Origin of the sequence: Candidatus Kapaibacterium thiocyanatum, from assembly GCA_001899175.1 — a bacterium.
In the GTDB taxonomy this organism is placed as follows: Bacteria; Bacteroidota; Ignavibacteria; order Kapaibacteriales; family Kapaibacteriaceae; genus Kapaibacterium; species Kapaibacterium thiocyanatum.
Genome location: MKVH01000021.1, coordinates 328,842 through 353,541 on the forward strand (window position 1 = coordinate 328,842; position 24,700 = coordinate 353,541).

General features: G+C 58.7%; 23 protein-coding genes. 8 read left to right on the top strand and 15 right to left on the bottom strand.

Annotation, left to right across the window (positions count from 1 at the left end; translation table 11 throughout):
• Window positions 1–15: 15 nt before the first annotated feature.
• From BGO89_07550 to BGO89_07605, 12 genes are read right to left on the bottom strand one after another with little or no spacing between them, the layout of a single operon-like run.
• Window positions 16–3,717, bottom strand: a complete 3,702-nt coding sequence (locus BGO89_07550; protein ID OJX57815.1) for a hypothetical protein — start codon at window positions 3,715–3,717, stop codon at window positions 16–18.
• Window positions 3,714–7,424, bottom strand: coding sequence for a hypothetical protein (locus BGO89_07555; protein ID OJX57816.1), 3,711 nt, complete (start codon window positions 7,422–7,424; stop codon window positions 3,714–3,716). The genes BGO89_07550 and BGO89_07555 overlap by 4 nt, the downstream gene beginning before the upstream one ends.
• Window positions 7,425–7,429: 5 nt before the next feature.
• The gene (locus BGO89_07560) at window positions 7,430–7,873 is read right to left on the bottom strand and encodes a hypothetical protein (protein ID OJX57817.1); all 444 of its coding nucleotides are present in this window, start codon (window positions 7,871–7,873) and stop codon (window positions 7,430–7,432) included.
• Window positions 7,874–7,880: 7 nt separating this feature from the next.
• Window positions 7,881–8,150, bottom strand: a complete 270-nt coding sequence (locus tag BGO89_07565; protein OJX57818.1) for a hypothetical protein — start codon at window positions 8,148–8,150, stop codon at window positions 7,881–7,883.
• A 14-nt stretch (window positions 8,151–8,164) separates the two neighbouring features.
• Window positions 8,165–9,931 carry a type IV secretion protein Rhs gene (locus BGO89_07570; protein OJX57819.1) on the bottom strand — a complete coding sequence of 589 codons (1,767 nt, stop codon included), beginning with the start codon at window positions 9,929–9,931 and terminating at the stop codon, window positions 8,165–8,167.
• A complete protein-coding gene (locus tag BGO89_07575) occupies window positions 9,928–10,638 on the bottom strand; it encodes a hypothetical protein (protein ID OJX57820.1) in 711 nt (236 codons plus the stop codon). Before BGO89_07575 ends, BGO89_07570 begins: the two co-directional genes overlap by 4 nt.
• A complete protein-coding gene (locus BGO89_07580) occupies window positions 10,638–10,829 on the bottom strand; it encodes a hypothetical protein (GenBank protein OJX57821.1) in 192 nt (63 codons plus the stop codon). The genes BGO89_07575 and BGO89_07580 overlap by 1 nt, the downstream gene beginning before the upstream one ends.
• Before the next feature lie 4 nt (window positions 10,830–10,833).
• A complete protein-coding gene (locus tag BGO89_07585; GenBank protein OJX57822.1) occupies window positions 10,834–11,280 on the bottom strand; it encodes a glycerol acyltransferase in 447 nt (148 codons plus the stop codon).
• Window positions 11,281–11,282: 2 nt separating this feature from the next.
• Window positions 11,283–11,717: a phage tail protein gene (locus tag BGO89_07590; protein OJX57823.1), complete on the bottom strand. Its 435-nt coding sequence runs from the start codon at window positions 11,715–11,717 to the stop codon at window positions 11,283–11,285.
• Window positions 11,718–11,771: 54 nt separating this feature from the next.
• Window positions 11,772–13,211 carry a phage tail protein gene (locus BGO89_07595; protein OJX57824.1) on the bottom strand — a complete coding sequence of 480 codons (1,440 nt, stop codon included), beginning with the start codon at window positions 13,209–13,211 and terminating at the stop codon, window positions 11,772–11,774.
• Window positions 13,212–13,246: 35 nt separating this feature from the next.
• Window positions 13,247–14,257, bottom strand: a complete 1,011-nt coding sequence (locus tag BGO89_07600; GenBank protein ID OJX57825.1) for a hypothetical protein — start codon at window positions 14,255–14,257, stop codon at window positions 13,247–13,249.
• Window positions 14,257–14,898, bottom strand: a complete 642-nt coding sequence (locus BGO89_07605) for a hypothetical protein (protein OJX57826.1) — start codon at window positions 14,896–14,898, stop codon at window positions 14,257–14,259. The genes BGO89_07600 and BGO89_07605 overlap by 1 nt, the downstream gene beginning before the upstream one ends.
• Before the next feature lie 909 nt (window positions 14,899–15,807).
• Here BGO89_07605 and BGO89_07610 point away from each other — a divergent pair.
• Window positions 15,808–16,353 carry a deaminase gene (locus BGO89_07610; protein OJX57827.1) on the top strand — a complete coding sequence of 182 codons (546 nt, stop codon included), beginning with the start codon at window positions 15,808–15,810 and terminating at the stop codon, window positions 16,351–16,353.
• 42 nt (window positions 16,354–16,395) lie between these two features.
• Here the strand turns inward: BGO89_07610 and BGO89_07615 are convergent, their stop codons facing one another.
• Together BGO89_07615 and BGO89_07620 are read right to left on the bottom strand one after the other, a co-directional pair.
• Entirely contained in the window at window positions 16,396–16,893 is a 498-nt protein-coding gene (locus BGO89_07615) for a hypothetical protein (GenBank protein OJX57828.1), read from the bottom strand.
• On the bottom strand, window positions 16,890–18,716 hold the full coding sequence (locus tag BGO89_07620) for a hypothetical protein (protein ID OJX57829.1): 1,827 nt from the start codon (window positions 18,714–18,716) through the stop codon (window positions 16,890–16,892). Before BGO89_07620 ends, BGO89_07615 begins: the two co-directional genes overlap by 4 nt.
• A 246-nt stretch (window positions 18,717–18,962) precedes the next feature.
• On the opposite strand from BGO89_07620, the gene BGO89_07625 reads away from it, so the two are divergent.
• Entirely contained in the window at window positions 18,963–20,174 is a 1,212-nt protein-coding gene (locus BGO89_07625; protein OJX57830.1) for a Bcr/CflA family drug resistance efflux transporter, read from the top strand.
• Window positions 20,175–20,201: 27 nt separating this feature from the next.
• Here BGO89_07625 and BGO89_07630 read toward each other — a convergent pair whose 3' ends face one another.
• Window positions 20,202–20,456, bottom strand: coding sequence for a hypothetical protein (locus tag BGO89_07630; protein ID OJX57831.1), 255 nt, complete (start codon window positions 20,454–20,456; stop codon window positions 20,202–20,204).
• A gap of 152 nt (window positions 20,457–20,608) precedes the next feature.
• Here BGO89_07630 and BGO89_07635 point away from each other — a divergent pair, with 152 nt between their 5' ends.
• The 6 genes from BGO89_07635 (at window position 20,609) to BGO89_07660 (ending at window position 24,606) form a co-directional block, all read left to right on the top strand.
• The gene (locus BGO89_07635) at window positions 20,609–21,643 is read left to right on the top strand and encodes an aldo/keto reductase (protein OJX57832.1); all 1,035 of its coding nucleotides are present in this window, start codon (window positions 20,609–20,611) and stop codon (window positions 21,641–21,643) included.
• 583 nt (window positions 21,644–22,226) lie between these two features.
• Window positions 22,227–22,586, top strand: coding sequence for a hypothetical protein (locus tag BGO89_07640; GenBank protein ID OJX57833.1), 360 nt, complete (start codon window positions 22,227–22,229; stop codon window positions 22,584–22,586).
• On the top strand, window positions 22,583–23,065 hold the full coding sequence (locus tag BGO89_07645) for a hypothetical protein (protein ID OJX57834.1): 483 nt from the start codon (window positions 22,583–22,585) through the stop codon (window positions 23,063–23,065). Before BGO89_07640 ends, BGO89_07645 begins: the two co-directional genes overlap by 4 nt.
• 63 nt (window positions 23,066–23,128) lie before the next feature.
• Entirely contained in the window at window positions 23,129–23,608 is a 480-nt protein-coding gene (locus BGO89_07650; GenBank protein ID OJX57835.1) for an ATPase, read from the top strand.
• Between the two features lie 38 nt (window positions 23,609–23,646).
• On the top strand, window positions 23,647–24,147 hold the full coding sequence (locus BGO89_07655) for a polyketide cyclase (protein ID OJX57836.1): 501 nt from the start codon (window positions 23,647–23,649) through the stop codon (window positions 24,145–24,147).
• A 21-nt stretch (window positions 24,148–24,168) separates the two neighbouring features.
• Window positions 24,169–24,606, top strand: coding sequence for a DoxX family protein (locus tag BGO89_07660; GenBank protein OJX57837.1), 438 nt, complete (start codon window positions 24,169–24,171; stop codon window positions 24,604–24,606).
• The last annotated feature ends 94 nt before the right edge of the window (window positions 24,607–24,700 follow it).

Consider the following 24,700-nt stretch of genomic DNA (forward strand, 5'->3'; position numbering starts at 1 on the left):
GGTTTCATGACGCGACTACTTCGTGTTGGGCGTTCTGTTCTTCGATCGAGGTTTCTTCTTCTTCGCAGGTGAAGCCGATCTCATGGCCTCCACGACGGGAGTCTCCACGACCGGCGCGTTCACGACGGGAGTGACGGGCGCCGATCCCGAGACGTAGTTTCCGAGGGCGGTACTGCCGAGGCGTACCGGGTTGAGATCGCTGCCGTCATCGCAGTCGTGCAGCGTCGCACCCGGATAGACGTTGCGCAGATTGTGCAGGAGATGCAGGACGACCCACAGTCTGTACGATGCTTCCGCATACGAGGCGTAGCGCTCGGCGAGCATGTTCCCTATCGCCGTGGCCGTGCCCGGACGGAAGGTCATACCCGAGCAAAGGACCACGGGTTGAGGGACGAAGGGCTGGAAGTCCGTGAAGGCCCGTCCTGCCGCGATGTTGGTCTCCATCCATGCACGGAAATTCTGTCCGTACGCTTCCACGATGGAAGCGGCGCATTCGCACAGTGCCGACGGTGGCCCCTGGAGCAGACCGTTCAGAAGGATGGCTTCGGTACGGTCATGCAGGCGCTCTTCCATCCAGTCGATACGCGCGTTGGCATCGAGCCAGAGTTCCCATGCATTCTCGAAACGCTCGAACTGCCATCCGTAGAGTGCGATGAAATGGAAGTGCGGCAGCAACAGGGCTTCGATCTGATTCCATATCAGCGCGATATCCGTCGTGCACGTCAGCTCTTCAGGTTCGATGGCATCGAAGATCGTCGTGAGAGCGGTGGTGAGTACGTCGGTATCGATGTAGTCGAGCGTCTTCCCTTCGTACCATTCGGAGAAGGTCTTCGTGAATGCCAGATAGATGACGGTCGCACAGTCTCTCGCTTCGGTGCAGGTCGGACGAGAACCGGATATCGTGACGCCTTTCTCTTCGAGAAGATCGGCGAGCTGCCCTACGATCGGATCGCATACGTTCTCGACGAAGCCGTCGTTCCCTACCCAGCATACCTTGGGAAGCAGATGCGACGGCGTCTCGTACTGGATGGTCCTGTTGGCGAAGCCACGGAGATCCATGTTCCCGTTGTATGGGGCCGACCAGCCGGGCATCACGAAGGTGAGACGGAAGGAGTACGGATCGTGCCCACTGCATGTGTCGCAGCCGCAGTCCGCCTGTGCATCGTCCGAGCCGCAGTCCGGATAGAGGGCGTCGCCCGGAAACTTCGGACGCAGGAGGAGATGTTCGACGACGATGGCGCGTTCGTTGCTCGCCCAGGCGATCAGTTCATCGACCAGACCACGTGCCCCCTCGAGCGTGTCGAAGGCCACGGGATACGCTCCGAGTTGCGATGCATCGGCACGCAGGAGCACGACCGCATACTGTCCACCACCGGCCTGTATCTGGTAAGCGGTGGGCAAGGTCATCCGCACGAGCAGGGCATCGTAGGCCGCCTTCTGTGCCTCGTACGCCGTCGGTGCGGAAACGTTCACGTCGCCTTCGAACCATACGGCATCATTACCGTCTACGAGCTGATAGGGACCGATGATGAACGGTCCTGGATCCGTGCCTGCGATCGTCCACTCGAATCTCAGATTCGGAAAGCCGAGCAGCAGACTCACACGTTTCCTGATACCGGGATAGTTGCTCGCAAGAGCGGGCTCCTTGCGGTAGTCGAAGGCCTTGGCCCGTTTACCGCTGATGGCCGGATAGGCCTTGAGGAAGGAGACCTTGTCTTCGATGAGACGCTGATTCCCTATCCTCTCTCCCTTCCAGTTCGTCATCAGCAGGGCGTATTCTCCGAACTGTTCGCCGAATCTGGCCATGACATGATCGAGGAACCTGTTCCTCCTCTCATGGAATTCGGGTACCGTTTCCACCATCGTGGCCAGGGCGGCGTCCGTGAGATTGTCGACGAGGTCATCGTAGCCGGCTATGACGGACTCGCTCAGGAGACGATGGAAATACGTCCTGTCGACATCCGGTCTCAACGCGAACAGATCCGCCACGTGAGCGATCTGCGCGAAGCAGTTTCCGAGAATCTGCTCGAAGACCATGAGATAGGCCTTGAGCTGCCGCGCCTGTGCACGACGCAACGTCGAGGCATGCGTGGGCAGACCATGACGGCCGATACCATAGACGAGCGGGAAAGAGTACTGGACAGGTGAGACGTCGTCCATACTCCGCTTCGTACCCTCGGGAATGGGAAGGTCCTTCGCCGCATTCCTGATCTTCGAGCGTTCGGCTACGCCACGCAACTCCATCAGCGTATCGTACGCTTCGTCCTGACGTGCATCGAACGGCAGACCGTTCTTGATGAAATGGACATTGGAGAGGTTATGGTAGAGCCTCGGCAGATGACGTTCGGTGACGTACATCAACCACGACGCGCTGACGCGGTTGGGATCGAAGATCGGCATTCCACCGCTCCATGCAGGATCGGCGGAGCCCTTGACCACGTTGCCCTGGGCGTCGTACTTCGTGAGCTGCATGTTGCTGATGGCCACGACGCCGTCGATGTCCATCAGAAGATTGATGATGTCGGATATACGGATGACGGTCTTCAGACCCGATGCGGCCAGGTCTTCGTCGCGTATGAAGCCGTTATCGAGAACGGGGCCGTTGAAGATGTCCTCGACGGCGACGCCCTGATCCCTCAGCTCCTGCAACGAGTGGAATGGAACGCCGGGATTGAGGTAGCGTTCGATTCTGAACCATATCTCGGCCTGCACGCGCTCGATGTCGGCATCGGACGCTACCTCGACGTCGGCACAGGCGGCGATGTCCTCCACGCCGATGACGGAGACACTGCAATAGTCCTCGTCGAGATTCCGGTGTCCGTGCAGACTCGACACCGCCGCTGCGACACTGGCCTTCACTTCACGACGCTTGTTCCTGTACGTTCCGACGAAGCCGTTCGTCGACGCATCGATGAACAGATCCGCAAGATCCGAGACGGTCGTGGCGTTCTTGACGCCGTTCCCGCTGAAGAGGCGGACGGAGACATTCCGTATCTCGACGGAACTACCGTCCACGTCCATCGCATACGAGATGAAGAAGACGTTCCGCCAGTTCTTCCGCAGCTCCTCGTTCCCGATGACGTTGTTGTCCACACTGCTCCGCGAGAACTTCGTCAGCGTGATGTTCGCCGGATCGCCGGCACCGTCGACGAAGGCATCGTAGCCCGCCTGATCTACCAGGCTCCATTCGGGAAAACGGAGCTCGACGGTAAGTGTCTGGTATCTGCCGTCGAGTTCGATGTTGTAGGTGCGGGTGATCTTGCGATCGTTCAGGTCGCCGTAGAGCTCATGCGATTCCAGCTCGAGAAGAACGTCGTACAGGCCTTTCGGGGCGACGTCGTCGATCTTCTGTCCGCACGAACATTCCTTGCAGACGATCCATGCGTTGCGCACGGATTCGATGTCGATGAGAAGACGGCGATAGTCGTCGGGTGTCAGAGGATTGATCGTCAGGATATCACGTGCCGTGAAGAACGGCTGATCCGCGGATCCTGCGAGCAGGTCTTCGATGTTCCATCCCGTACGATAGGCGAGATCGGTGATGGCATAACACAGCGCCTCCAGCGTCGTGATGCCCGGATCGTGCGTGTTGTAGTCCGTCCATTGTTCGCTCGCCATCCCTTCGATGTAGCCGATGCCTTCCTTCCGGAGTCGGAAGTAATCTTCGGCCGCCGTCATCTCGGGCTGTTTCGGTATGAGAACGGGATTCTGGCTCATTCTTCGCATTCGCATTGTTCGTGGAGGGATTCTTCTTCCACGGGATCGATGACGGTGATCTGATGCTTGCTCGCCGGAACGGAAACGAGGATGGATACGGCACGCGATCCTTCCACGTACTGCTTGCTGACCGTTCCCTGCACCCCTCCGATGTCGTGGAAGACATGGAAGTCGGTGACGTAGTCGACGTATTCCTGCTCTTCGACGAAGTTGACGAGAACGGACTGGTAAATGCGCCCACCGAAGGTCGGATGCACGACCGATGAATAGGCCCACGGCGACAGGAATCGCGTGATGGCCTCCTTGAGCTTGTTCACGTAGAACGTTTCATCGTAGCCGTCGTGGAGACGGACCTTGAACGAGACGCGGACTTCCTCGAACTGCGGGTTGCAGACGTGGAGCGCCGCATGACACGTCATGCGCTCCTCGAGGTATGCTTTCACATCGTCGATCACACCGAGGCTGGTGAACGGTTGCAGCGGATTGGCGACGTCGAGGCCGCGCTGATCCGGTATCGTGATGACGGTGACGTGTCCGGGTGCGAGTTCCCTGTATATCCCGGTAGCATCCTCCGTCGGTTCGAACTGCGTGTGGTTCAGGCACTTCACGTCGTGGATGCCGGGGAAGGCCTGGAGCACGAGATGCTCGATGTCCCAGATCGTGATGGCCCTGTCCTTGTGCCGCAGTCGCTCGCTGATACGCATGTAGAAGGCATTCGATGCTTCGGCCGGTGCACCACCGAACGTCGGTGATGGTTGCACCACCTTCTTGATGGCCGCATCGGGTTTCTCGAGCTTCGTGATGGTAGACGACGGCAAGGTCGTTACGGAGACGTCGTCGGTATTCTCGTCTGTCAACGTCACTTCCAGCGCCTGCGTCGCGACGAGGACGAGCTTGCATACCGCATCGCTGTTATCGTCGACGGCAAGACGCAGCCAGTGCTTTCCTGCGGGAAGTGCCGTGTTGTCCGACGTCGCTTCACGTGGCACGTCGATCGTCACGATTCCCGTCGTGAGGAGATCGTTCGTCCCGTCCTCCACGTCGTTGTCGCGCAGCGGCAACCATTCATCGTTCGAGAGATAGCTCCAGTGGACATGCGGCCGGGGTTTGGTCGCACGCGGATTGGCCGTTCCCTCCACGATCTGGAAGAGCATGGCCACCGTCTGTGGTGGTACCAGGCCGTCGAGACCGATGTAGAACTCCGCTTCGTGTGTCGACGGTTGATCACCATCGACATGTCGGAACTGCGGAAAGAGGTAGACGTCATGATCGGGACTGCCCGCCTTCAGATACGAATGCTGTTCGGCGAAGCCGAAGTCCGTGCGATGATAGACACGACCCGTCCGGCCGGTGAAGGCATCGGCATCACCGGTATCGCACCGGAACGTCTGTGCGGCCGTGTACGAGACGTACATGGATTCCACTTCCGGAGTATACGGTGGCACGGGCTTCGTCGCCGTGTCGCCGTTCGCGATGGCAAGGACGTAGTCGGCCAGGGCATCCCGGAATGCCGCGTGTCCGAGACCCCATGGCAAGGACAGCTTCATGAAGCCGGTTCTCGTGGCGACCCCATACGTGGGATCGATCAGGAAACCCGGACTGTCGAGAGGGTTGAACGTGTTCACGGGAGGCAGGATGTCGAGCGTCACCAGGTTGTCGGCGTCGAACAGCGTCTGATTACCTGCCACGCCCCATGCTCCCTGAACGAGTGCCTGGACCCTGACGCCGGGTACCCACTTCGTATACCAGTCGTACTGGGCCTGCGGATAGTATTGCTCCGAAGGACGGTAAGCAACGGACCTGATGGCAGGAATGTTCTTCCATACGATATGCAGATCGCATGCGACGAGATCGCGCTTGCAGAATATCTCGGGGCTGCCGACGATGCATGCACTGCCAGCTTCGGGCTGGGCCCCGAACGGCAGGAATGGCTTGGTCGCATCGATCGGACCGAAGTCGTTGGACAGTGCGAGAGCACGCACCCTGTCCACGTCGACCTGCACTGTGACGGCCCCGATCCTGACGTTCTCGAACAGTCCATAGGGATACGGTAACGTGTGCCGGAGCGTCACCATGAGAACCGGCGAGACGGAACCGATGTCGAAGGCATGGACCTTCGCGTCGGCATCGACGACTGCGGGCTGATCTCCGGTAACGGCAACCACGAGCTCGAGTGTGGTCGCCGACGTGGCGATGAAGCTGACGGGACTTCCTTCGAACCATCCCTTCTCACCCGTCAGCGAGCAGTCTATCACCGATGCATAGTCGGCGCCGAGCGTTCCCCCGAAGCCATCGATGTCGAACGTCACCGTGATGGTACGCTGCCCTTCCGCCAGACGAAGGTAATGAGATACGACGGCGAACGAGATGGAAGCGGGCGGCATATCGATGGACGAGAGCGCGCCATCGGTGAACGTCTTGTTGAAGAACGGGTGCCATGACTTGTCCGCACTCTTCAGCTCGGACTTCACCCCGTCGTCGGAATTCGCCAGCGGTGCGGCGAACAGCTCTCCTTCATGGCGATAGATTTTCTTCATCGAGCCGATGACGGCCTGGTTGACGACGAGGGTCCGGTCGCCTGCGAAGAACAGTTCCTTGCCGTTCGCATCCTTTCCCGCACGGAAGCGCACCCCTGCTTCGACTTCATGCTGGATGACGTTCTTCGCGGGTTCGAGAAGGACGTGGGCATGACTCGGTCGTGCAGGATGCTCCGCCAGCTGGAGGATATCGCGATAGTAGAAGTCGAGATGGCGTGCCGTCAGCGTATTCCCCGATTCCCGTGCATGCTCGAGCAATTGCAGGAAGGACAGGAACAGGGCATAGTGCGGTTCGTGCTTGTCGTAGGACGTCAGCGTCGTCTGCAGCGCATCCTTCGCATCCGCGACGATCCGCGCCAAGGCCTTCAGGAACTGGTCGAATATTCCCGTGAAGAGGTTGTGCGTCGATACATGATTGGCGCGTTCGAACTCGGATCCGAGCGGATCGCCGTAGACGCTTGCATCGGCCACGATGGCCGTACGATAGGTGGCCCAGTCGGCGGATCCGTCGGTGATCCAGTACGACGACAGACCTTCGTCAAAGACGGTGGCGAACGCTACCGGTGTTGCTCCGAGTAATGCGATGGTATGGTCAGCATCCGCAGCGGGCAGCGGATCGAGGATGATCCGTTGTGCTGCGGGAAGCGCCACGTCCGCCTTGTAGTAGGCCATCATGCGGGCGAATGCGGGGGCCAGCCGCACATCGATGAGATTCTGCAGGCTCGCCTTCAGACCGATGTCCGCGGGAAGACCATCGCGGATCGTATCGATCTGTCGTGCGAGCGTCGCTACGCAGGCGAACAGCCAGCTCAGGTTCTCGCGAATCGCAGTGGCGTTCGATGCGTGGGTGAGGTCGTTCAGATAGTCGAAGGCGGCCTGCACGACAGCCTTGTAGTGCTCGGTATCCTGAACGGCACACGTGGCCAGCAGCACGGATGGATCGCCGGCGAAGAACGGAGCCCAGTTGCCGTCATGAACGTTCATCGTATCGTAGTACTTCAGGTAGTCCGCATACGCCTTCGCGAACAGCATACCGTGTGCGACGGAACGTTCGTTCACCGGCGCATGGGCAGGATCGAGGGCCGGAATCAGCCGCTGATCCTGATTGGTACCGCTCCGTACGAGCTTGAGCGGATCGATGTTCTCGTTGCAGGAATCTACTGGAGGCATGGGATTCAGGGATTGTCTGGTAACAGCGTGACGGAGGACGTGAGATTGATGTCCGTCCCCTCTTGTCTGTAGAACGGATAGACGAAGTTGAAGCGCGAGTTCGTCGTCTTCACCTTGTAGGTGACGGAGATCAGAACGACGCCTTCCAGTTCGTTGCTGTCGTCGAGCTGGACACGTTCCACCAGTACTCTGGGTTCATGGTAGAGGATCGCGGACTCGATCTTGTCGATCATCAACGTCTTGATCCGCGTGTCGAGACTTTCGAAGACGAGCTCTTCCATTCCGCATCCGTAGAGCGGCAGCATGATGCGTTCACCGCGCATCGTACCGAGCAGTATTTCGAGGCTCGACGTCACGTCGGCTTCTTCCTCGAGCATTTCGACCCTCGCGAGGGCGTTGTCGAACGTTGGAGGAAAGGTCCAGCCCCTTCCGAGAAACGGACGCTTCATGATGGGCTCATCCTCCGATGATGACGGTTGGTGCACATGGTGGAAGGATCATTCCACCCGATGCCGTGAGATCTGCCATCCGCGCAGCCGGCATGCCGCCGATCAGTACGGTCATCGATCCGAGGATGATGGCATCCGGACCGCACGTATCACCGAGGCGTGCTGCCGGCAGGCCCGCGATGAATACCGTCGGACATCCCGGTGGCAGGATCGGCGTCGGGATGCCGGATGTCGCCGGACTTACGATCAGGTCCGTAATACGTGCTGCCGGAGGCATGATTCACCTTCACGTTAATTGATCTGCACGAGGCCACCCTTGATCACCGTCGTCGCCGAACCCTGGATGGTCGTGCTTGCTCCGCTGATCTCGGCACTGGCACTGCCCGACGCCTTGAAGCCGGTCTGTGCCTTCAGTTCCATGTCGAGTCCTTCCACGACGACATTCTTCGCGGCCTTGAGCTTGAGGTCCTTGACGCTCTCCACGACGATGCCGTCCGCGTCCATCGTGATCCTGTTCCCGTTCTGGTCTTCGATCACGATGCCGCTGTCTTCTTCCGTCAAGGCGATCCTGTTGCCTGCGGGTGTTTCGATGCGTACGATCTTCTTCTCGTCGTCGAACGTCATCTTCATCTTCTCGCGGCTGACGTATCCCTTGAGATGATTGTCGTCCTTCGCAGGCTCGGGTGACGGCTTCGCACTGCTGTGGCACATACCGAGCACGACGGGATATCGAGGATCGTTGTCGAGAAATCCGACGACGACTTCGTCGCCGATCTCGGGGCGGTAATATGTTCCTCGTTCCTTCCCTGCATCGAGCGTGGAGAGCCGGGCCCATATCCCTTCATCGGAGGCGCTGATCATCGGAATGCGCACCTTGATCCTGTCCTCACCGTCTGGATCGTTCTCCAGCGCCGTCACCACACCCATCTGCAGTCCATGTACGGATGGCAGCAGACCAGCGGCCGGCAATGCGCTCACGGGAAACGTCTCCGCGAACGTCGCGGTACTCAAGCCGATCTGCGCGTCCGTCTCCCAGTTGCCGTCGGATACCGAATGGCGGACACCCGACACGTACATCTTGCCCTCGAAGCGTTCGCCGATACCGGTGACCTCGATCACCGTTCCGGGAAGGACGGTGGCGAGTCCCTGGAACTTCACACGGCCGCGGACCTTGGCAAGACGCTCCTTCAACAGATAGCCGTCGGCCCATGCCTGGAGCTCGGGCTCGGAGACCTTCCCTCCGTGCCGCAGTTCATGCGCATCACCGCCGACGACGTCGGCCAGGGTATCGGGATCGAGGTTGCCGTTCTCCGTCGTCGACGGTTCGGCCGCCTCGGTCTCGATGACTTCCTGATCCGTGGCATTCCACGCCTTGGCCTTCACGCCTTTGCTCTGCAGGCGTGCATCGATCTCGGCGTCGAGTTCGAGAACCGTGGTACCGAAGCCGACCGTGACGATGGACGATCCTGCGACGTCGGGGCGGACGATCCTGATCTTGCCACCTTCCGTGATCACGACGCAGCCGTTCGCTTCGGCACGGCACAGGATGAAGTCCCAGTCCGTCGCATCGTACTGCACCACTTCCTTCAGTGCGGCGTCGGTCGTCACGACGTCATGCTGCAGGCCGTGGAGGTCGATGATCTCCTGCATGATGTCGGAGTCCTTCTTGTCGACGAAGTACCGGCTGTTCCTTCCACGCGTAAGCTTCATGCTTTCGTCACGGCATTCCACGATGAGCATACTTCCCGTCTTGCGGATCTTGATGGCGTGCTTGACCACGATGCCCTTGAAGACGGACTCGTTCTGCGACCGGTATCCGAGCTGGATCTCGATCTTCTTTCCCGGGACGAAGAGATCGGTATCGCTGGCCTTGAACTTCCCCTGCGACGCCTCGCCATCCTTGAGATGGATCGTGGCCGAAGGGATCCTGTTCAGCTCGAGCGAGACGGACACTGCCTGTACCTGATATTCGCCGGGAATCTCCTGGCCTTCGACGAGGATGGCCACGGTGCAGACGTCGGGAGTTGCCGGAGTCGGTATGGTCGATACTTCACTCACTTCTTCGTCGCAGTCTTGTCGATTGGTGGGAAGAAGACCGTCGTGCCCGGAACGAGATCCCGGAAGTTGTCGATACCGTTCACTGCGGCGACCTGCATGTAGTATCTGCTGTCGCCATAGATCCGATGACACATCAGGGGAAGCGTATCGCCTTCCTTCACCGTGCGTACGTGCGTCAGGTCGGGAGAGCTCCTGTTCTCCTGCGCGGCACGCTTCTGCTCCTCGATACTGCTCTTGAACGTCACCTTGGCCGTGGCACGGATCGGCGTACCGTCGGGGCTGAACATCTTGTAGGTGAGGCTCACTTCCGTGACCCTGCCCTTGAAGATGGAGTTCTCGCCCCATACGAGCTTGAAGTGGCGCGGCTCGTGGGCATCGCCCTGATACTCGATGAGCACCTGCTTGAACTTCCTGATATCGTCGGCGATGCTATCGCGCGGTTTGCCGTCGATGATCCCGGTGTTGTCGAAGAGAAATTCGAACGATATCTCTTCGGGCTCCGTGTATTCGTACTTGAGCTGCTGTCCGCTCGTACCCTGTCCCTGCCCTCCTTCGGAGAACTTGAGCTTGTAGTCGAGCGTATACGATTCGGGATTGATCAATACCTCGAACGAATCGTCCGCATCGGCAAGCCCTCCATTCTCCGCCTTCTCCGAATCGGAAAAGGCGAGGATGAGCATCTTCTCCAGTTTACCGGAAGCGGCCATCAGCGTTCAGCCTTGTTCTGTAGGATCTGCAATACCTGTTCGACGCATTCGGCGACGAGATCGGCCTGACCACCGCCCTGACCTCCCTGTCCCGAAGACTGGGAAGGAGACTGCGTCTGCGGCGCCTGCTGCCCTTGCTGCGGTGCGTTCACGGCAACCTTGATGTGCAGCTCACGGATTTCGATTGGCATGTCGTTACTCGATCGTGAAGTATCGATAGGTCAACTCGAGCGTTTCGATCACCACGGAGTTCTCGTTGGCGTTCAGGTCGCTGACGATCCATTTCTTGGGAATGGCCTGGGCTACCTTCCACGTCTTCAATGGCTCACCCTTCTCGTTGAGGAGAATGACGGTGAGATCTGCAGGCTTGAACTCCCTGTTCCTGAAGGCATCGAGCATCCACTTGATCACGTCGGAGTCGGTGAGCATACCGCGCTTCAGCACCATGTCGGCATACTTCGTACGGACGGGGAGCTTGTGCTCGAAGCGATTCTCCCCGCCCTCCTTGAAGCTCTCGTAGTCGTACTCCACCGACAGGCCGGACACGGTCTGGAACCGGACGTCGTTCTTGTCCTTGCTGATGCTGAACTCCACACGGTAGTAGAAGCTCAGCGGCGGATAGTAGTCGATGGATGATGCCATGATCAGCGAACGAGACTCAGACCTTCGTGAGCGATCTCGATGGTTTCGATGGCGACTTCGTTGGCATCCGACTTGAGATCAGGCACGGTGATCTTCGTGGGGAAGCAGCGGACTGCCTTCCATACGGCCACGGGCTCGTGCTTCTCGTTGAGAAGGCGGATCACGACGTCGCGACGACCGTTCACGCGCTCGTTCGAGATTTCGTCGATCCAGTTATTGTAATCGAAGTCGCCTTCGAACTTTCCGCGCTTCATCGTGATGTTGCTGAACTTCCGCATACCGGGCATCTTGATCTTGCTGAAGTCCTTGCTGTCGCTATGACGATATTCGATCACTTCCACCTGCTGATCCATACCGGTCACTTCGGTGAAGTTCAGCTTCGCTCCGCCCCAGTCGATCTGATACTGAAACCGGGGCAACGGATATTCTTGTGCCATGACTGCTCCATCGGGAATGGTGTATGTTCTGTGTCAGGTACCGGACGTCGACTCTCAGGATTCGGCCATCTTGTGCGAGAACTTGAGGATGATGAATTCGGCGGGACGCACGGCGGCCATGCCGATCTCGATGATCATCCGTCCTTCGAGAATGTCCAGGGCGGTCATCGTCTTGCCGAGGCCGACTGCGACGTAGAAGGCATGCTCGGGCTTCACGCCCTGCAGTGCGCCCTGGCGCCACAGCGTGGTGAGAAAGTTCTCGATCATGGCCTGTACGCGTACCCACGTGTTGGCATCGTTCGGTTCGAACACGAACTGCTCCGTGGCCTTCTTCACGGATTCCTCGACGAAGTTGAAGAACCGTCGTACGCTCACGTAGCGCCATTCGTTGTCGTTCCCCGCAAGAGTCCTCGCTCCCCATACCAGGGTTCCCTTACCCGTAAAGGCACGGATGGCGTTGACGGACTTTCCGGCGGTGGAATCGACGTTCATCTGATCCTGCTGCGTATTCGAGAACTGGATCGCAGGCCTGATCACGGCATTGACGCTGACGTTGGCGGGAGCCTTCCATACGCCGCGGTCGTTGTCGACGTCGGCATAGATACCGGCCATCGCAGAACTCGGAGGCATCTTGCACGGCAGGTCACGGATGGCCGCACGCGCGCTTTCGTAGACGGCGTTCGCCGTGGTGGCGAGCGTATCCAGCTTCACGGACGCGCTCGCGGAACCGTTCACCACATGCGTGATGTCGATTTCCGTTTCGTCGACGCTGAAGTCCAGCGTCGTTTCGATATTGGGTGCGTAGGCTGCACCGTACTTGAGGTTGTTCATACCGATACCGGACGTACGGAAGTTGGAGACGGCATCGATCAGGTTGGCCGTCGGATCCGACAGCACTTCGTCGTCGCCATGTACATCCATGATGACGAAGCGATCCTTGAGGTCGTCACATTGGGCGAGCGCCGCATCCTGCAGCGTCTTGAAGTCCGAGATCCCAAGGCTCTGCGCCTCAGGGAAGACGATCAGCGTGGGTTCGTCGGCCAGTTCGAGTGCATCGAGACCATCGTGCAGTTCGGTTTCCACGAGCGATCCACCGAACGTCGCCTTGTAATCACCGACGGAGACGATGTAGCACGGGCCGCCACCGTTGGCGTAGAACAACTGCAGTGCATAGTACATGATGTGCTTCGAGCGATCGGCCTCTGCGATGGTAGCCACGGACTTCATCGACGTCGTGTTGCCGTCTGCATCCTGCGTTTCCGTCACGGTGACGTCGATATTCCGCTCGGGCTGCGGTCCCCCGAAGAACGCTTCGTATTCGACGAGCGAGCTGATCCTCGTGGGCTTCAGCGTGAGATCGCCGGTCGTGAGTTCCATCGCCTTCTGTGTATAGCCGATGAAGGCCGGAATCGCCGTTTCCACGGGTGCGATGGACGGCGGAAACTTGGGGATCTCCTCGATGTACACCCCGGGGGTTTTATATGCAGTTGCCATAGGTCCCTGGCTTGAATGGTTAACGCAACGGTTGATTAGACATAGACATTTGAGACGATCTTGCTGATGGCGTTACCGCTCTTCTCGAACGTCACGATTCCCGTGGACGGCTTCTGCGTCGTCGTGGCATTACCCGTATGCGTCAGCGGGAACGGCCCTGCTTCCTGTATCAGGACGGCGGGATCTGTTCTGCTGAAGGTCCGCCACGTGGTGGACCTGTTCTTGAAGCGGATCTGGAAGACGGGATGTGCTGCCTTCGGCAGACCGCCACTGGTGCAACTGTAGTCGGCATCGCCTGCACGCACGGCAGTGATGCGCACGACGGCATACGTATCGGCACCGATATCGTCCGACAACGTGATTCCCTTCGCAGGCGGTGTACCGACGATGCCTGCCGGAGGAGCGATGGACGGCACGTCACCCTGATGCGCATAGACGGGAGCATTGGTCGCGATTGCGGCGATCTGCTGCTGGCCGGCTCCCGGTTGGTCGCCGGTGAGCTGGACGAGTGCACCGCCGATGTTGACGATGGCCTCGACCTTGTCCTGGGCTCCGAGCACAGGTATCTCACGCGAGAGATAGAGCTTCCTGTTCGGTCCGGCTCCACGCGACACTCCCGTGAGATTCGAGAATACCGCGACGTTCTCCTTGAAGCGGATGGTGCTCTTCGACGGTGGATGGAAGAGACCGTACACGGCCTGTGTGACCGTGGTCAATGACGTGTAGTTGAAGAAGTCGGCCCCACGGACGACGAGCGTGAACTCGAACGTCATGTCATCGGGAATGATCGTATCCTTCGGTACGGCGACGACTCCACCCAGAGCGCTAGCCCTGAACACGGCACGAATTCCGTCCAGGACCTTCACGGTCGTGGGTGTCGGCCGAAGCTCGAGCATCCTCCGTACGTCGTATCCGAGCAGCAGGCGTTGACGTCCTGCCTCCGTCATGGCATCGAAGACCGTCGCTCCCTCATCGAGCCAGTAGTGATGAAGGAGATGAAGTTCGAACAGGCGCACATAGCCGTTGACGATCCGCTCGGAAGCCATCAGGATACTCCCCCGTTCTTGTGGTGGAAGTCATTGACCACTTCCGTGATCAGACCGCGTTCTTCTTCGACGGCACGGAACTTCAGGTCGACCATGCGCAGGTTGTACAGGGCGAACGGATACTGCTTCCCTCCGAGCGTTCCCCACAGGTGATTCACTTCTTCCATCGTGGGCGAGTAAAGATCGAAGATCAGCTTGAACTCTGCGAGCTGATCGAGCACGTTGCTCGGGGCGTTCGCCGTGATGGAGGCAGGAGCCACCGTGTCCTGGGTGAAGACGTTCCGTGCCTGGAAGAACCGGAGCGCCCTTGACAGCACGAGCAGCGCATTCGCATAGGTCGTGTGCGTGGCCGTCATCAGGACGATGAAGTTCAGGAAGACGGGCGGGTTCTCGTAGACGGCCTTCAACGTGACATCGTTGCGTACATAGTTCGGTAGGTTCTTGAGAGTCTTCTCTTCCTTGATATTCACGATTGATAGCAACAGGACGTCGCGCGCGACACCAGCACCTCCACCACCGGATGCGAAGCCTTCCGCGAGGTTACCCATCGCGACGGGGCTCGGCGACTCGGCGACGCCGTAGGCGGATGCGAAGTGACGACGCATCTCGTTCAGCACTATGGTCAATGCGTGTGAAATCATGATTCCATACCGTGATCGTGGGCCGGATATCCATTCCGGATACCGATCGGGGACAGCTCCGCCGTCGGTCGTGAAACGACCGCAAGGAGTCTTTCCCGCTACGGTGATCCGTCGGGCTCGATCGAATGGCTCGGATACTCAGGCAAGGGTCGCGAACGCGATCATTGTCGTGAGATGATCCATCGTGAATATTGCTTCTGCGCAGGATGACTTCGGGATACGCTCCCGAACGTGGTCACGATCAGGCGGTCAACACTGATCGGCGATACCACTGCTACTGTACGATGATTTCAGGATTCGCTCCCGAACGTGGTCGCGATCGTGCGGTCGACACCGATCGGCGATACCACTGCTACTGTACGATGATTTCAGGTCCTCATCCCCTGAATGCGACTCGGCATAACACTGGATGTCAGGTCGTGGTCCAGAAAGTACCTTCTTCGACGGTGATTGCTCAGGTACCCTTTCGACATGTCAACTCCTTCGACAACGGGGCGATTATACGTAAATGCGCCATCGTTTCGTCAAGGGTTTTTTCACATGATCGAAACTTTTTTCGTGGCTTCATTCGACCCGCACAATTCCCGGTTTGTCGCGAAACATCGCTAACATCAACTCCACTAATATGTTGGATGGTACTCGCGGATTTCTTCCTGGAACATAATGTACAGTGGGATGTTCGCAGAAGGTTTTGCCGTACCACGACCGGAATTCCGTGTTCCACGACACGATGGCTACATCGTCACGATCGATGGACGCGAATCCGTCGGGCATGACCGTATCCGGGCTTCGTCATCGTCGACGTATCATTGCATTCCCCGAACGGAATGGACTCGGAACGCATGTAGCTTCTTGCTCATGCATGCGTCATATGTTCAACTGACGATCACTCGTCGATAGAAGGCAGGAATGAAAACCATCTACTTCGCTGCATCGAGCCTGGACGGCTTCATCTCCGACAAGGAAGACTCGCTGGAATGGCTGTTCCAGTTCGGCGAACCCGGAGGAAACTACATCGGGAGCTTCGTCGACACCGTGGGCGCCCTTGCGATGGGATCGACGACCTACCGATGGATGTACGACAACATGCAAGGTTTCGGCGACGGCGCGTGGCCATACAAGGTCCCCGCATTCGTTTTCTCGAACCGGGATCTTCCTGTCTATCCCGACGCGGACATACGGTTCGTACGTGGTGATGTTCGCCCTGTGCACCGGCAGATGGTCCTCGAAGCGAAGGGGCGGAACATCTGGATCGTCGGCGGAGGAGAACTTGCGGGAACGTTCTACGACGCCCGGCTTCTGGATGAGCTCATCATCCAGTTCGTTTCGGTGACTCTCGGTGAAGGGGCTCCCTTGTTCCCCAGAACCATGGAGAAACCTCTGAAGCTCGAAAGTGTACGGAGGCTCGATCAGGAATTCGCCGAGCTCAGGTATTCGGTTCGGTACCATGACTGATCGACCGTCGTAGGATCGACGGTTCCGATAGTCGGGAGATCTTCACTCTTCCAGCGCCTTGAGGATACGCTCGACGTCCATGTACGGTGTGGTACCGAGCTTCTCGAAGACGATCCTGCCTTGCCTGAGCACGATCGTCGCATGGAGATCGGTCGTCGTACCGTCCCGTTCGTCGATACGTGCACCGATGGAATGGGCGAACGCACCGGCCGTATCGCTGGCCAGCCGTATCGTTGCGGTATCCAGTTTCAGTTCCTGTTCGGCTTCGACGTTGCGGAAGGGAGGATCGTTGCTGATACCGACGACGATGGCGCCTTTCTCCTTCAGCCGCGCCGCGTTCTTGTTGAGCAGGAGGATCTGGCGGACACAATGCTCGCAACGGTATCCGAGGTAGCGTACGACGACGACCGGATGCGTGCGTGAAAGCTGCATGACGTCGACGGAAGAACCGTCCGGACGCTGCACGGACGGCATGTCGGCACTCTGCACCGTGCCGAGCACGATGCAGAGTGCGACAACGAGAGTTGCGAAGATCTTCATCGAATGAGAACGAGTTTCGACGATTCGTGATAATTACGTCCACCGCGAACGAGGACGTAGTATGTACCGGCCGTAAGATCGGCGACGTCGAGCGTCACCATCGTTTCCTGGCCACCCGTTACCGTACGCTTGTGTACGACGGCACCGGTGATGTCGTGGATCGCGATATCGACGGGTGTGCCGTTCAGGAAGTCCGGAACGTGGATGCGCACCGTCGTATAGCGTCCGACCGCAGGATTCGGGAACAGCTCGGGTTCCGTCCACGGCGCTTCGTGAATGGCGCTCGTCTTCGGAACGATGTCGATGACGTTCATCATTCCCATGTCTTCGTGGCCGAGGAAGTGGCAGTGCATCACCGTCTTGCCGGAGACATCGGACAGGCGCATGCGGATACGCGTCGTAGCCATCGTATCGAGCATGACGACGTCGTTCCATACCGGTTCGTCGATGACGGTCGAATCGGACGAGCCGAGCTTGCGTACGCCGACGACCTGGAATTCGTTGACGTGGATGTGGAAGGGATGGAAGCCCCTGCTGTCGTTCGTGATGTACCACTCTTCCACGTCACCCGCCTTCAGCGTCATATTCGTGACGTCATGGTTGAACGGCATGCTGTCCACCTGGAAGACACGCGTGATCAGCGTCGTATCCGTGGACTTCCCGACGCTGTCGGAGTTCACGATGGAGAAGTAGACGTTGCGATGTCCCGTGATTTCCGATGCCTCGATGTCGCCCTTCGCGAACGAAACGGGCAGTGCCGTGGGCATCTGCATCGTGTTCGGCTCTCCGGAGATATCGAGACGTACCAGATCGCGCGAGCTCTTGAATCGATAGCTCTGATCGTAGTGATCCATTACCACCCAGTATTCGGCGCCATCGTCCGGAGCCTGGACCAGGATATCGGAACGATCACCGGGAATGAGTTCGACGAAGTCGCGGTTCATCGGCCTGCGCAGATAGATACCATCGAGGGCGATCTCCGTGACGTCGAGGGCACGTGCCGTATCGCCCTGACCGCGCTTGAGATGGATACGGACGATGTCCGAATTCAACGCGTTGCACATGCGGAAGCGGCGAATCTCACCGGGGCGGAGCGTGAGCTTGGCCTGCTCCATGCCGTTGACGACGATGGGCGTGTTGACCGTGCCCGAATAGGCGCCGAAACCCGCACCCGAGCGTTTCGGCCACGGAATGGTCATCGTGTTCGGATGATAGGTCAGGGCCTGGAAGATCATCTGTACGTCGGGGATGTTGTACAGGTCCTCCGGCGTCTTGCCCATTTCATCGTCGACGACGATGAAGCCGGCCATGCCGCTCATCACCTGCGGCATCGTGCTCGCATGGTGGTGAGGATGGTACCAGTACGAACCCGAGGGGTGATCCGACGGAATCGGAATTACATAGTCGACGGTCTCACCGGGCAGGATGGACAGCAGGACGTTGTCCGCATATCCATCCGGTTCGACGTTCAGACCGTGCGTATGGATGTTGGTGGTGTTGATCCGCTGGGGATAGTTCCCCTGATCGGGCAGATCCTGATCCTCGTTCGGCGGCATGTCGTTGATCAGTTTGATCTTGAGCGTATCGCCTGCACGGACGTGCATCGTGGCGCTCGGCATGGTGGCATTGTACAGTCGCGCCTGGATGGTCTTGCCCGCCACCGTCACGGCATCCATCCTGCAGCGCAGTTCCATGTTGAGTACACCGGCTTCGGAACGTTTCTGCTCCGGTTGCCTGAGTTCTTCGAGCTGGGCCTGGACGGTACCTGCCGATGCGAGGAAGGCAGCCGCCATGACCGTAAGGGAAACGTAACGCAATCCCATATGACATCCTGGTACACTGTAGGAATGTATCCGCGAAGCCTCGTGCCCGGCGCATCGCGGAAGTTCGGTATCGAACCGGGCGAAAGTACGGCTTATTTGCCCTCCCGGGCATCGTGGTATGCCGGTATTATTTCAGGTCGTCGGCTCGTGATACGACATTTCCGCGCAATAACTTTCCCCCTCCATCGTGAAAGGGCGCCACGATGTTTGCGGTAAAGAACCTTGAACTCTTCATACCGAGTCACCATGTCCGGAACAACCTACCTGAAACTGATCCTCACGCTGGGATCGTTGACGGCCCTCGGCCCCTTCTCCATCGATATGTATCTGCCCGGCTTTCCGGCCATCGCGCGTGATCTTCACACGACGGTACCGCAGGTAGCCTATTCGCTGTCCAGCTACTTCATCGGCATTTCCATCGGTCAGTTGATCTACGGTCCGCTGCTCGACCGGTTCGGGAGGAAGTACCCGCTCTATGTCGGTCTGCTGATCTATATCGCGGCTGCTCTGGGATGTTTCGCCAGTGCGTCGATCGACGCCCTGATCGTATGGCGTTTCGTCCAGGCCATCGGCGGGTGCGCCGCCTCGGTCGCGGCCATGGCCATGGTGCGCGACCTCTTCCCCGTAAGCGATATCGCCAGGGTATTCTCCAAGCTGATCCTCGTGGTGGGGCTCTCGCCGCTGATCGCACCCACGGCCGGCGGCTATCTCACGGCAGCACTGGGCTGGCAGAGTGTCTTCGTCAGCCTCGCCATCATCGCGGTCCTGATCCTCACGGCGGTCCGCTTCACACTGCCGGAAACGAAGGGACCCGACCCGTCCCATGTGCTGCATCCGGTGCTCATTCTCCGGAACTTCTGGTCCATCCTCAGGACCCCGCAGTTCTATACCTATACGCTGGCCGGCTCCATCGCCTTCTCCGGTCTCTTCGTCTACATCTCCGGATCGCCCGTCGTCTTCATGGAGTACTTCAGGGTAACGGAACGGCAGTACGGCTGGATCTTCGCCTTTCTCGCCATGGGACTCATCGGTGCATCGCAGATGAATACCTTGCTGCTGAAGCGCTACAGGAGCGAGCAGATCGTGCTCGCGGCGATGACATGTCAGTCGCTGATCGGTCTCTTCTTCTACATGGGCATCACCTTCGGCTGGCTCGGACTCGGCGGCACGATCGCCACGATCTTCTGCTTCCTCAGTTGCGCGGGCCTGACGATGCCGAATTCGACGGCCCTGTCGCTCGCCCCGTTCGAACGTAACGCAGGCAGCGCCTCTTCCGTCATGGGTGCGATGCAGATGGGAATCGGAGCACTGGCCACCGTCGTCGTCGGTTCCCTCGACGCTCACAGCGCCGTACCGATGGCAGGCGCCATGGCAATGACGGCCATTCTCGGTCTGATGATCCTTACCTGCGGCAGCAGGATGATGCGATCGATGCAGTTGTCGAAGGCGGCGTCCTGACGCATATCCCTCGAGACTTGACGAACGTCACCTCATGAAGTCCGTCGGCTTCTCGAGCTGATAGACGGCGTCGGTGAATTCGTCGAACCGTTTCTCGATGACGGCGCGTGCATCATAGAGACCACGGTTGTAATAGTAGACCCCGAGTTCCTTCGTGATGAAGTCGAGAAGGAATTCCGCATCGAAGCGCCCGATCTCGTAATCGAGTTCCTTCAGCAGGTAGCCCTGGAGCTTTCCGGAGAGGATTTCTTTCTCTTCGTTGGTGAATGCGATATCGCTCATGTCGGATGATGTGAATGATTGACGGTATTGATGGCCCAAGATACCGCCATCGGCATCTATCGACAGGGCATCCGGTTATCCACCGTACAGCGATCCGCACGAAGTGCCCGCGCCATGCGTCATTGCCTGCCTCATCATCCAGGAGTACAACGATGGAACGCAGGCAGCTCGGAGCGTCGGGACTCTACGTCCCCGTCCTCTGCTTCGGCACGGCGACGTTCGGAGGAACAGGCAATTTCGGCCTGTGGGGATCGACGCAGGTCGCGGAAGCATCGCGCATGATCGGACTCTGCATGGATGCCGGAGTGAACTTCTTCGATACGGCCAATATCTATTCGAAGGGATTGTCGGAAGAGATCCTTGGCAAGGCCATCGACGGTCTGCGCGACAAGATCATCCTGTCGACGAAGGCAACGTTTCCGATGGGCCCTTCCCCGAATGAGCGCGGCTCGTCGCGTTCTCACCTCGTCAAGGCGTGCGAAGACAGTCTGCGGCGGCTGAACACGGACTATATCGACGTCTATCACATGCACGGCTTCGATGCCAACACTCCGGTCGAAGAAACGTTGCGGACACTCGACGATCTCGTTCGCAGCGGCAAGGTGCGCTACATCGCCTGCTCGAACTTCTCAGGCTGGCACCTCATGAAGTCGCTGGCCATCTCGGAAACGTATGGCTGGAGTCGCTACGTCGCCCATCAGGTATACTATTCGCTCGTCAATCGCGAATACGAATGGGAGCTCATGCCTCTCGGTATCGATCAAGGTATCGGCGCACTGGTCTGGAGTCCACTTGCCGGTGGACGTCTGGGCGGAAAGTATGGCCGTTCGAGACCTGCACCGAAGGAAGGACGCGTGGCAGCAGGCGGCAGCCCGGTTCCCCAGGCCGTCATTGCCGACGACGTCTTCTACTCGACCACCGACGTCCTCGAAGATATCGCGGGGGAAACGGGAAGGACCATGGCCCAGATCTCCCTCAACTGGCTGTTGCAACGTCCCACGGTATCGAGCCTCGTCATCGGTGCGCGCAACGAGGAACAGCTACGGGAGAATCTCGATGCGGTCGGATGGGAACTGTCGCCCGAACATATCCGACGTCTCGATGCTGCCAGCGACGTTCCCATGACCTATCCGTACTGGCACCAACGGCAGATTCCGTCCCTCAATCCATCACCGATCCGTCGATGACAGGCGGAGCGCAAGTACGCTTCACCCGCCGTCGGTAATGTCATCCTGGCCCGGCAATGTTCCGTGACTGCCGGTCCTATACATGTTCGTGCGGATATATCGCAATCGCAACCGATCGTGGATGATTGCCAGGACCATCGTCAGCACCGACGTCATCGGACCGGAAATGATCACGGCAAAGATGCTCTGCCCGTCGCCGTGACAAGCGATTCGTTGTCCGAGAAGTAGGGCGAGGGCAGGGAATTGCAGCCATGCCGCTGTCCAGAACGACCTGCATAGGGCCAGGGAGAACGAAGGTTTCCCAGGTCTGCCGCGTTCCAATGCGCCGGAGACGACCCATGGTGCAATGGCGGTGGCGATATGTCGATTCCGGAACAGCCGTTCGCCGTGCCCCCCCTTTTTCGCGAACCATCGACGCTACGACATTCCGTTCAGCGGACATCCCGCGATCGCGCAAGTATTCATGAAATCGGTACGTTAGCACCTTCTGGATCGTGTTCGACCCTACCTCCGGTCCCTACGACGGACATCAACTTCGATTTTTAATTAGGCAATCACTTAATTAAGCTGTAGGTTCGCAACCATGCAAGCACACGTATTCGCAGCCCTCGCCGATCCGACCCGCCTCAGCATCGTGGAGATGCTGGCGAGCAAGGGGCGGATGTCGGTCAAGGGGATCAGCAGTCAGTACGCCATGAGCGCACCCGCCATCTCCCAGCATCTCAAGATCCTGCGGGAAGCGGGCCTGGTGCATGTGGAGACCAGGGCACAGCAACGCATCTATGCCATCAACCAAACGAGGATCACGGAAATGGAACGATGGATCGATCATATGCGCAAGCTGTGGACGCAACGGCTCGATGCATTGGACGAGTTGCTGAAGGAGGAGATGCGTGCCGCCAATCAATCATCGACCCCATCATCGACGGAGCCCCTGCCATGACATCCGACAACGACATCATCGTCACCCACACCTTCGACGCTCCGCGCGATCTGGTCTTCAAGGCATTCATGGATCCGGAGCGCATTCGTAACTGGTGGGGCCCGAGAGACTATACCGTCGTTCACTGCATGATCGACCCACGTCCCGGTGGTACGTTCCACTACTGCATGCGATCGCCCGAAGGACAGGACTACTGGGGCATCGCCACCTATCGCGAACTCGTGCCCGGCGAGAGAATCGTCTTCGACGACAGTTTTTCGGATGCCGAGGGCAACATCGTGCCGGCACAGCACTACGGTATGAGCGGGAACTGGCCACTGAAAGTCCTTACGACGATATCCCTCACCGAGGATGCGGGAAGGACGATGCTCACGCTCCGCATCTCGAGAACACCCGACAATGACGCCGAACGCGAGCTATCCAAGGGCGGATGGGTGGAAAGCTTCAACCGTCTCGAAGAGTATCTGGCTGTCCGTTGAACGGACGCATACGACACATCCACGGATCATAACGACATTCATACTATTCGACAGGATCGAACAATGACGGCCGACACACCCGACCTCGTCCTCACACGCGTTTTCGACGCACCACGGGACCTCGTCTTCAAGGCATGGACGGAACCTGCGATGCTCCTCAAGTGGTGGGGCCCACGAGGCTTCACGAATACCTTCCATGAAATCGACGTACGGCCCGGCGGCAGGTGGCTCTTCATCATGCATGGCCCGGACGGCGTCGACTATCCGAATCAGATCGTCTTCGACGAAGTGATACGTCCCGAACGTCTCGTCTATACGCATGGCTCAGGCGTCGAAGGAGATCCCGGAACGTTCAACGTCACCGTGACCTTCGAGGAACAGGGCAGCAGGACCCTGCTCACCTTGCGCATGCTCTTCCCGTCGATCGAGGAACGCGATCGTGTCGTCAACGAATACGGCGCCCTCGAAGGTGGGCGACAAACCCTCGAACGTCTCGCAGAGCATCTCGCGACCTTGATCGAACAGCCTGCCGTCAACTCCTGAATCGCCATATCATTCATTCATCTCCACGAGAAACGACAATGTCCGTAGACACCATGAACGAAGAATTCGTCATCTCACGCACGTTCGACGCACCCCGCGACATCGTCTTCAGAGCCTTCTCCGAAGCCGAGCGCCTCGCTCGCTGGTGGGGCCCAAAGGGCTTCGACCTGACCGTCCTCAAGCTCGAATTCCGTCCGGGTGGAACCTTCCACTACCGCATGGACGGTAACGACCTGACGATGTGGGGACGATTCACCTATCGCGAGATCGCCGCACCGGAACTCCTCACCTTCATCGTTTCCTTTTCCGACGAACACGGAGGCGTCACCCGTCATCCTCTGAGCGATACGTGGCCGCTGGAAACGCTCAATACGATCCATTTCCTGGAACATGATGGCCAGACGACACTTACAATCCGCAGCATTCCTGTGAATGCCACGGATGAAGAACGTGCGACGTTCAAGGAAGGCCACGAGTCGATGAAGCACGGCTTCGGCGGCACGATGGACCAGCTCGAAGACTACCTCGCCGAAGGATAATCCACAACAGAAGGTATCGTCATGTCGATCAGGAAATTCTTCACCGTACCGGATCATACGTCGTTCGAGGATGTGGCGCTCCTGCTGCTCCGCCTGGTCACGGGCATAGCCTTCATGATACACGGGTCGTCGAAGATCCAGGATCCGTTCAACTGGATGGGACCCGATCCCCTCGCACCGCCGCCATTCCAGGCTCTCGCAGCGCTTTCCGAATTCGGAGGTGGACTGGCCTGGGCTCTCGGCCTGCTGACGCCACTGGCGTCGTTGGGTATCGCATCGACGATGACGGTCGCGACGTGGCTCCACATGGTCAAGCGCGGCGATCCCTTCGTATCGATGACGGGTGGACCGGCCTATGAACTGCCGGCCATCTTCCTCATCGTCGCTATCGTATTCCTCGCCCTCGGTCCGGGAAGATTCTCTATCGACAGACTACTCTTCGGCCGACGCGAACGTTAGCATATCATGATGCCGACAACATGAATGTCCGGGGCGCCCATGCGTTCCGGACATTTCATATACTGGGTGATTCCGCTGGATCGTACTCCGATCG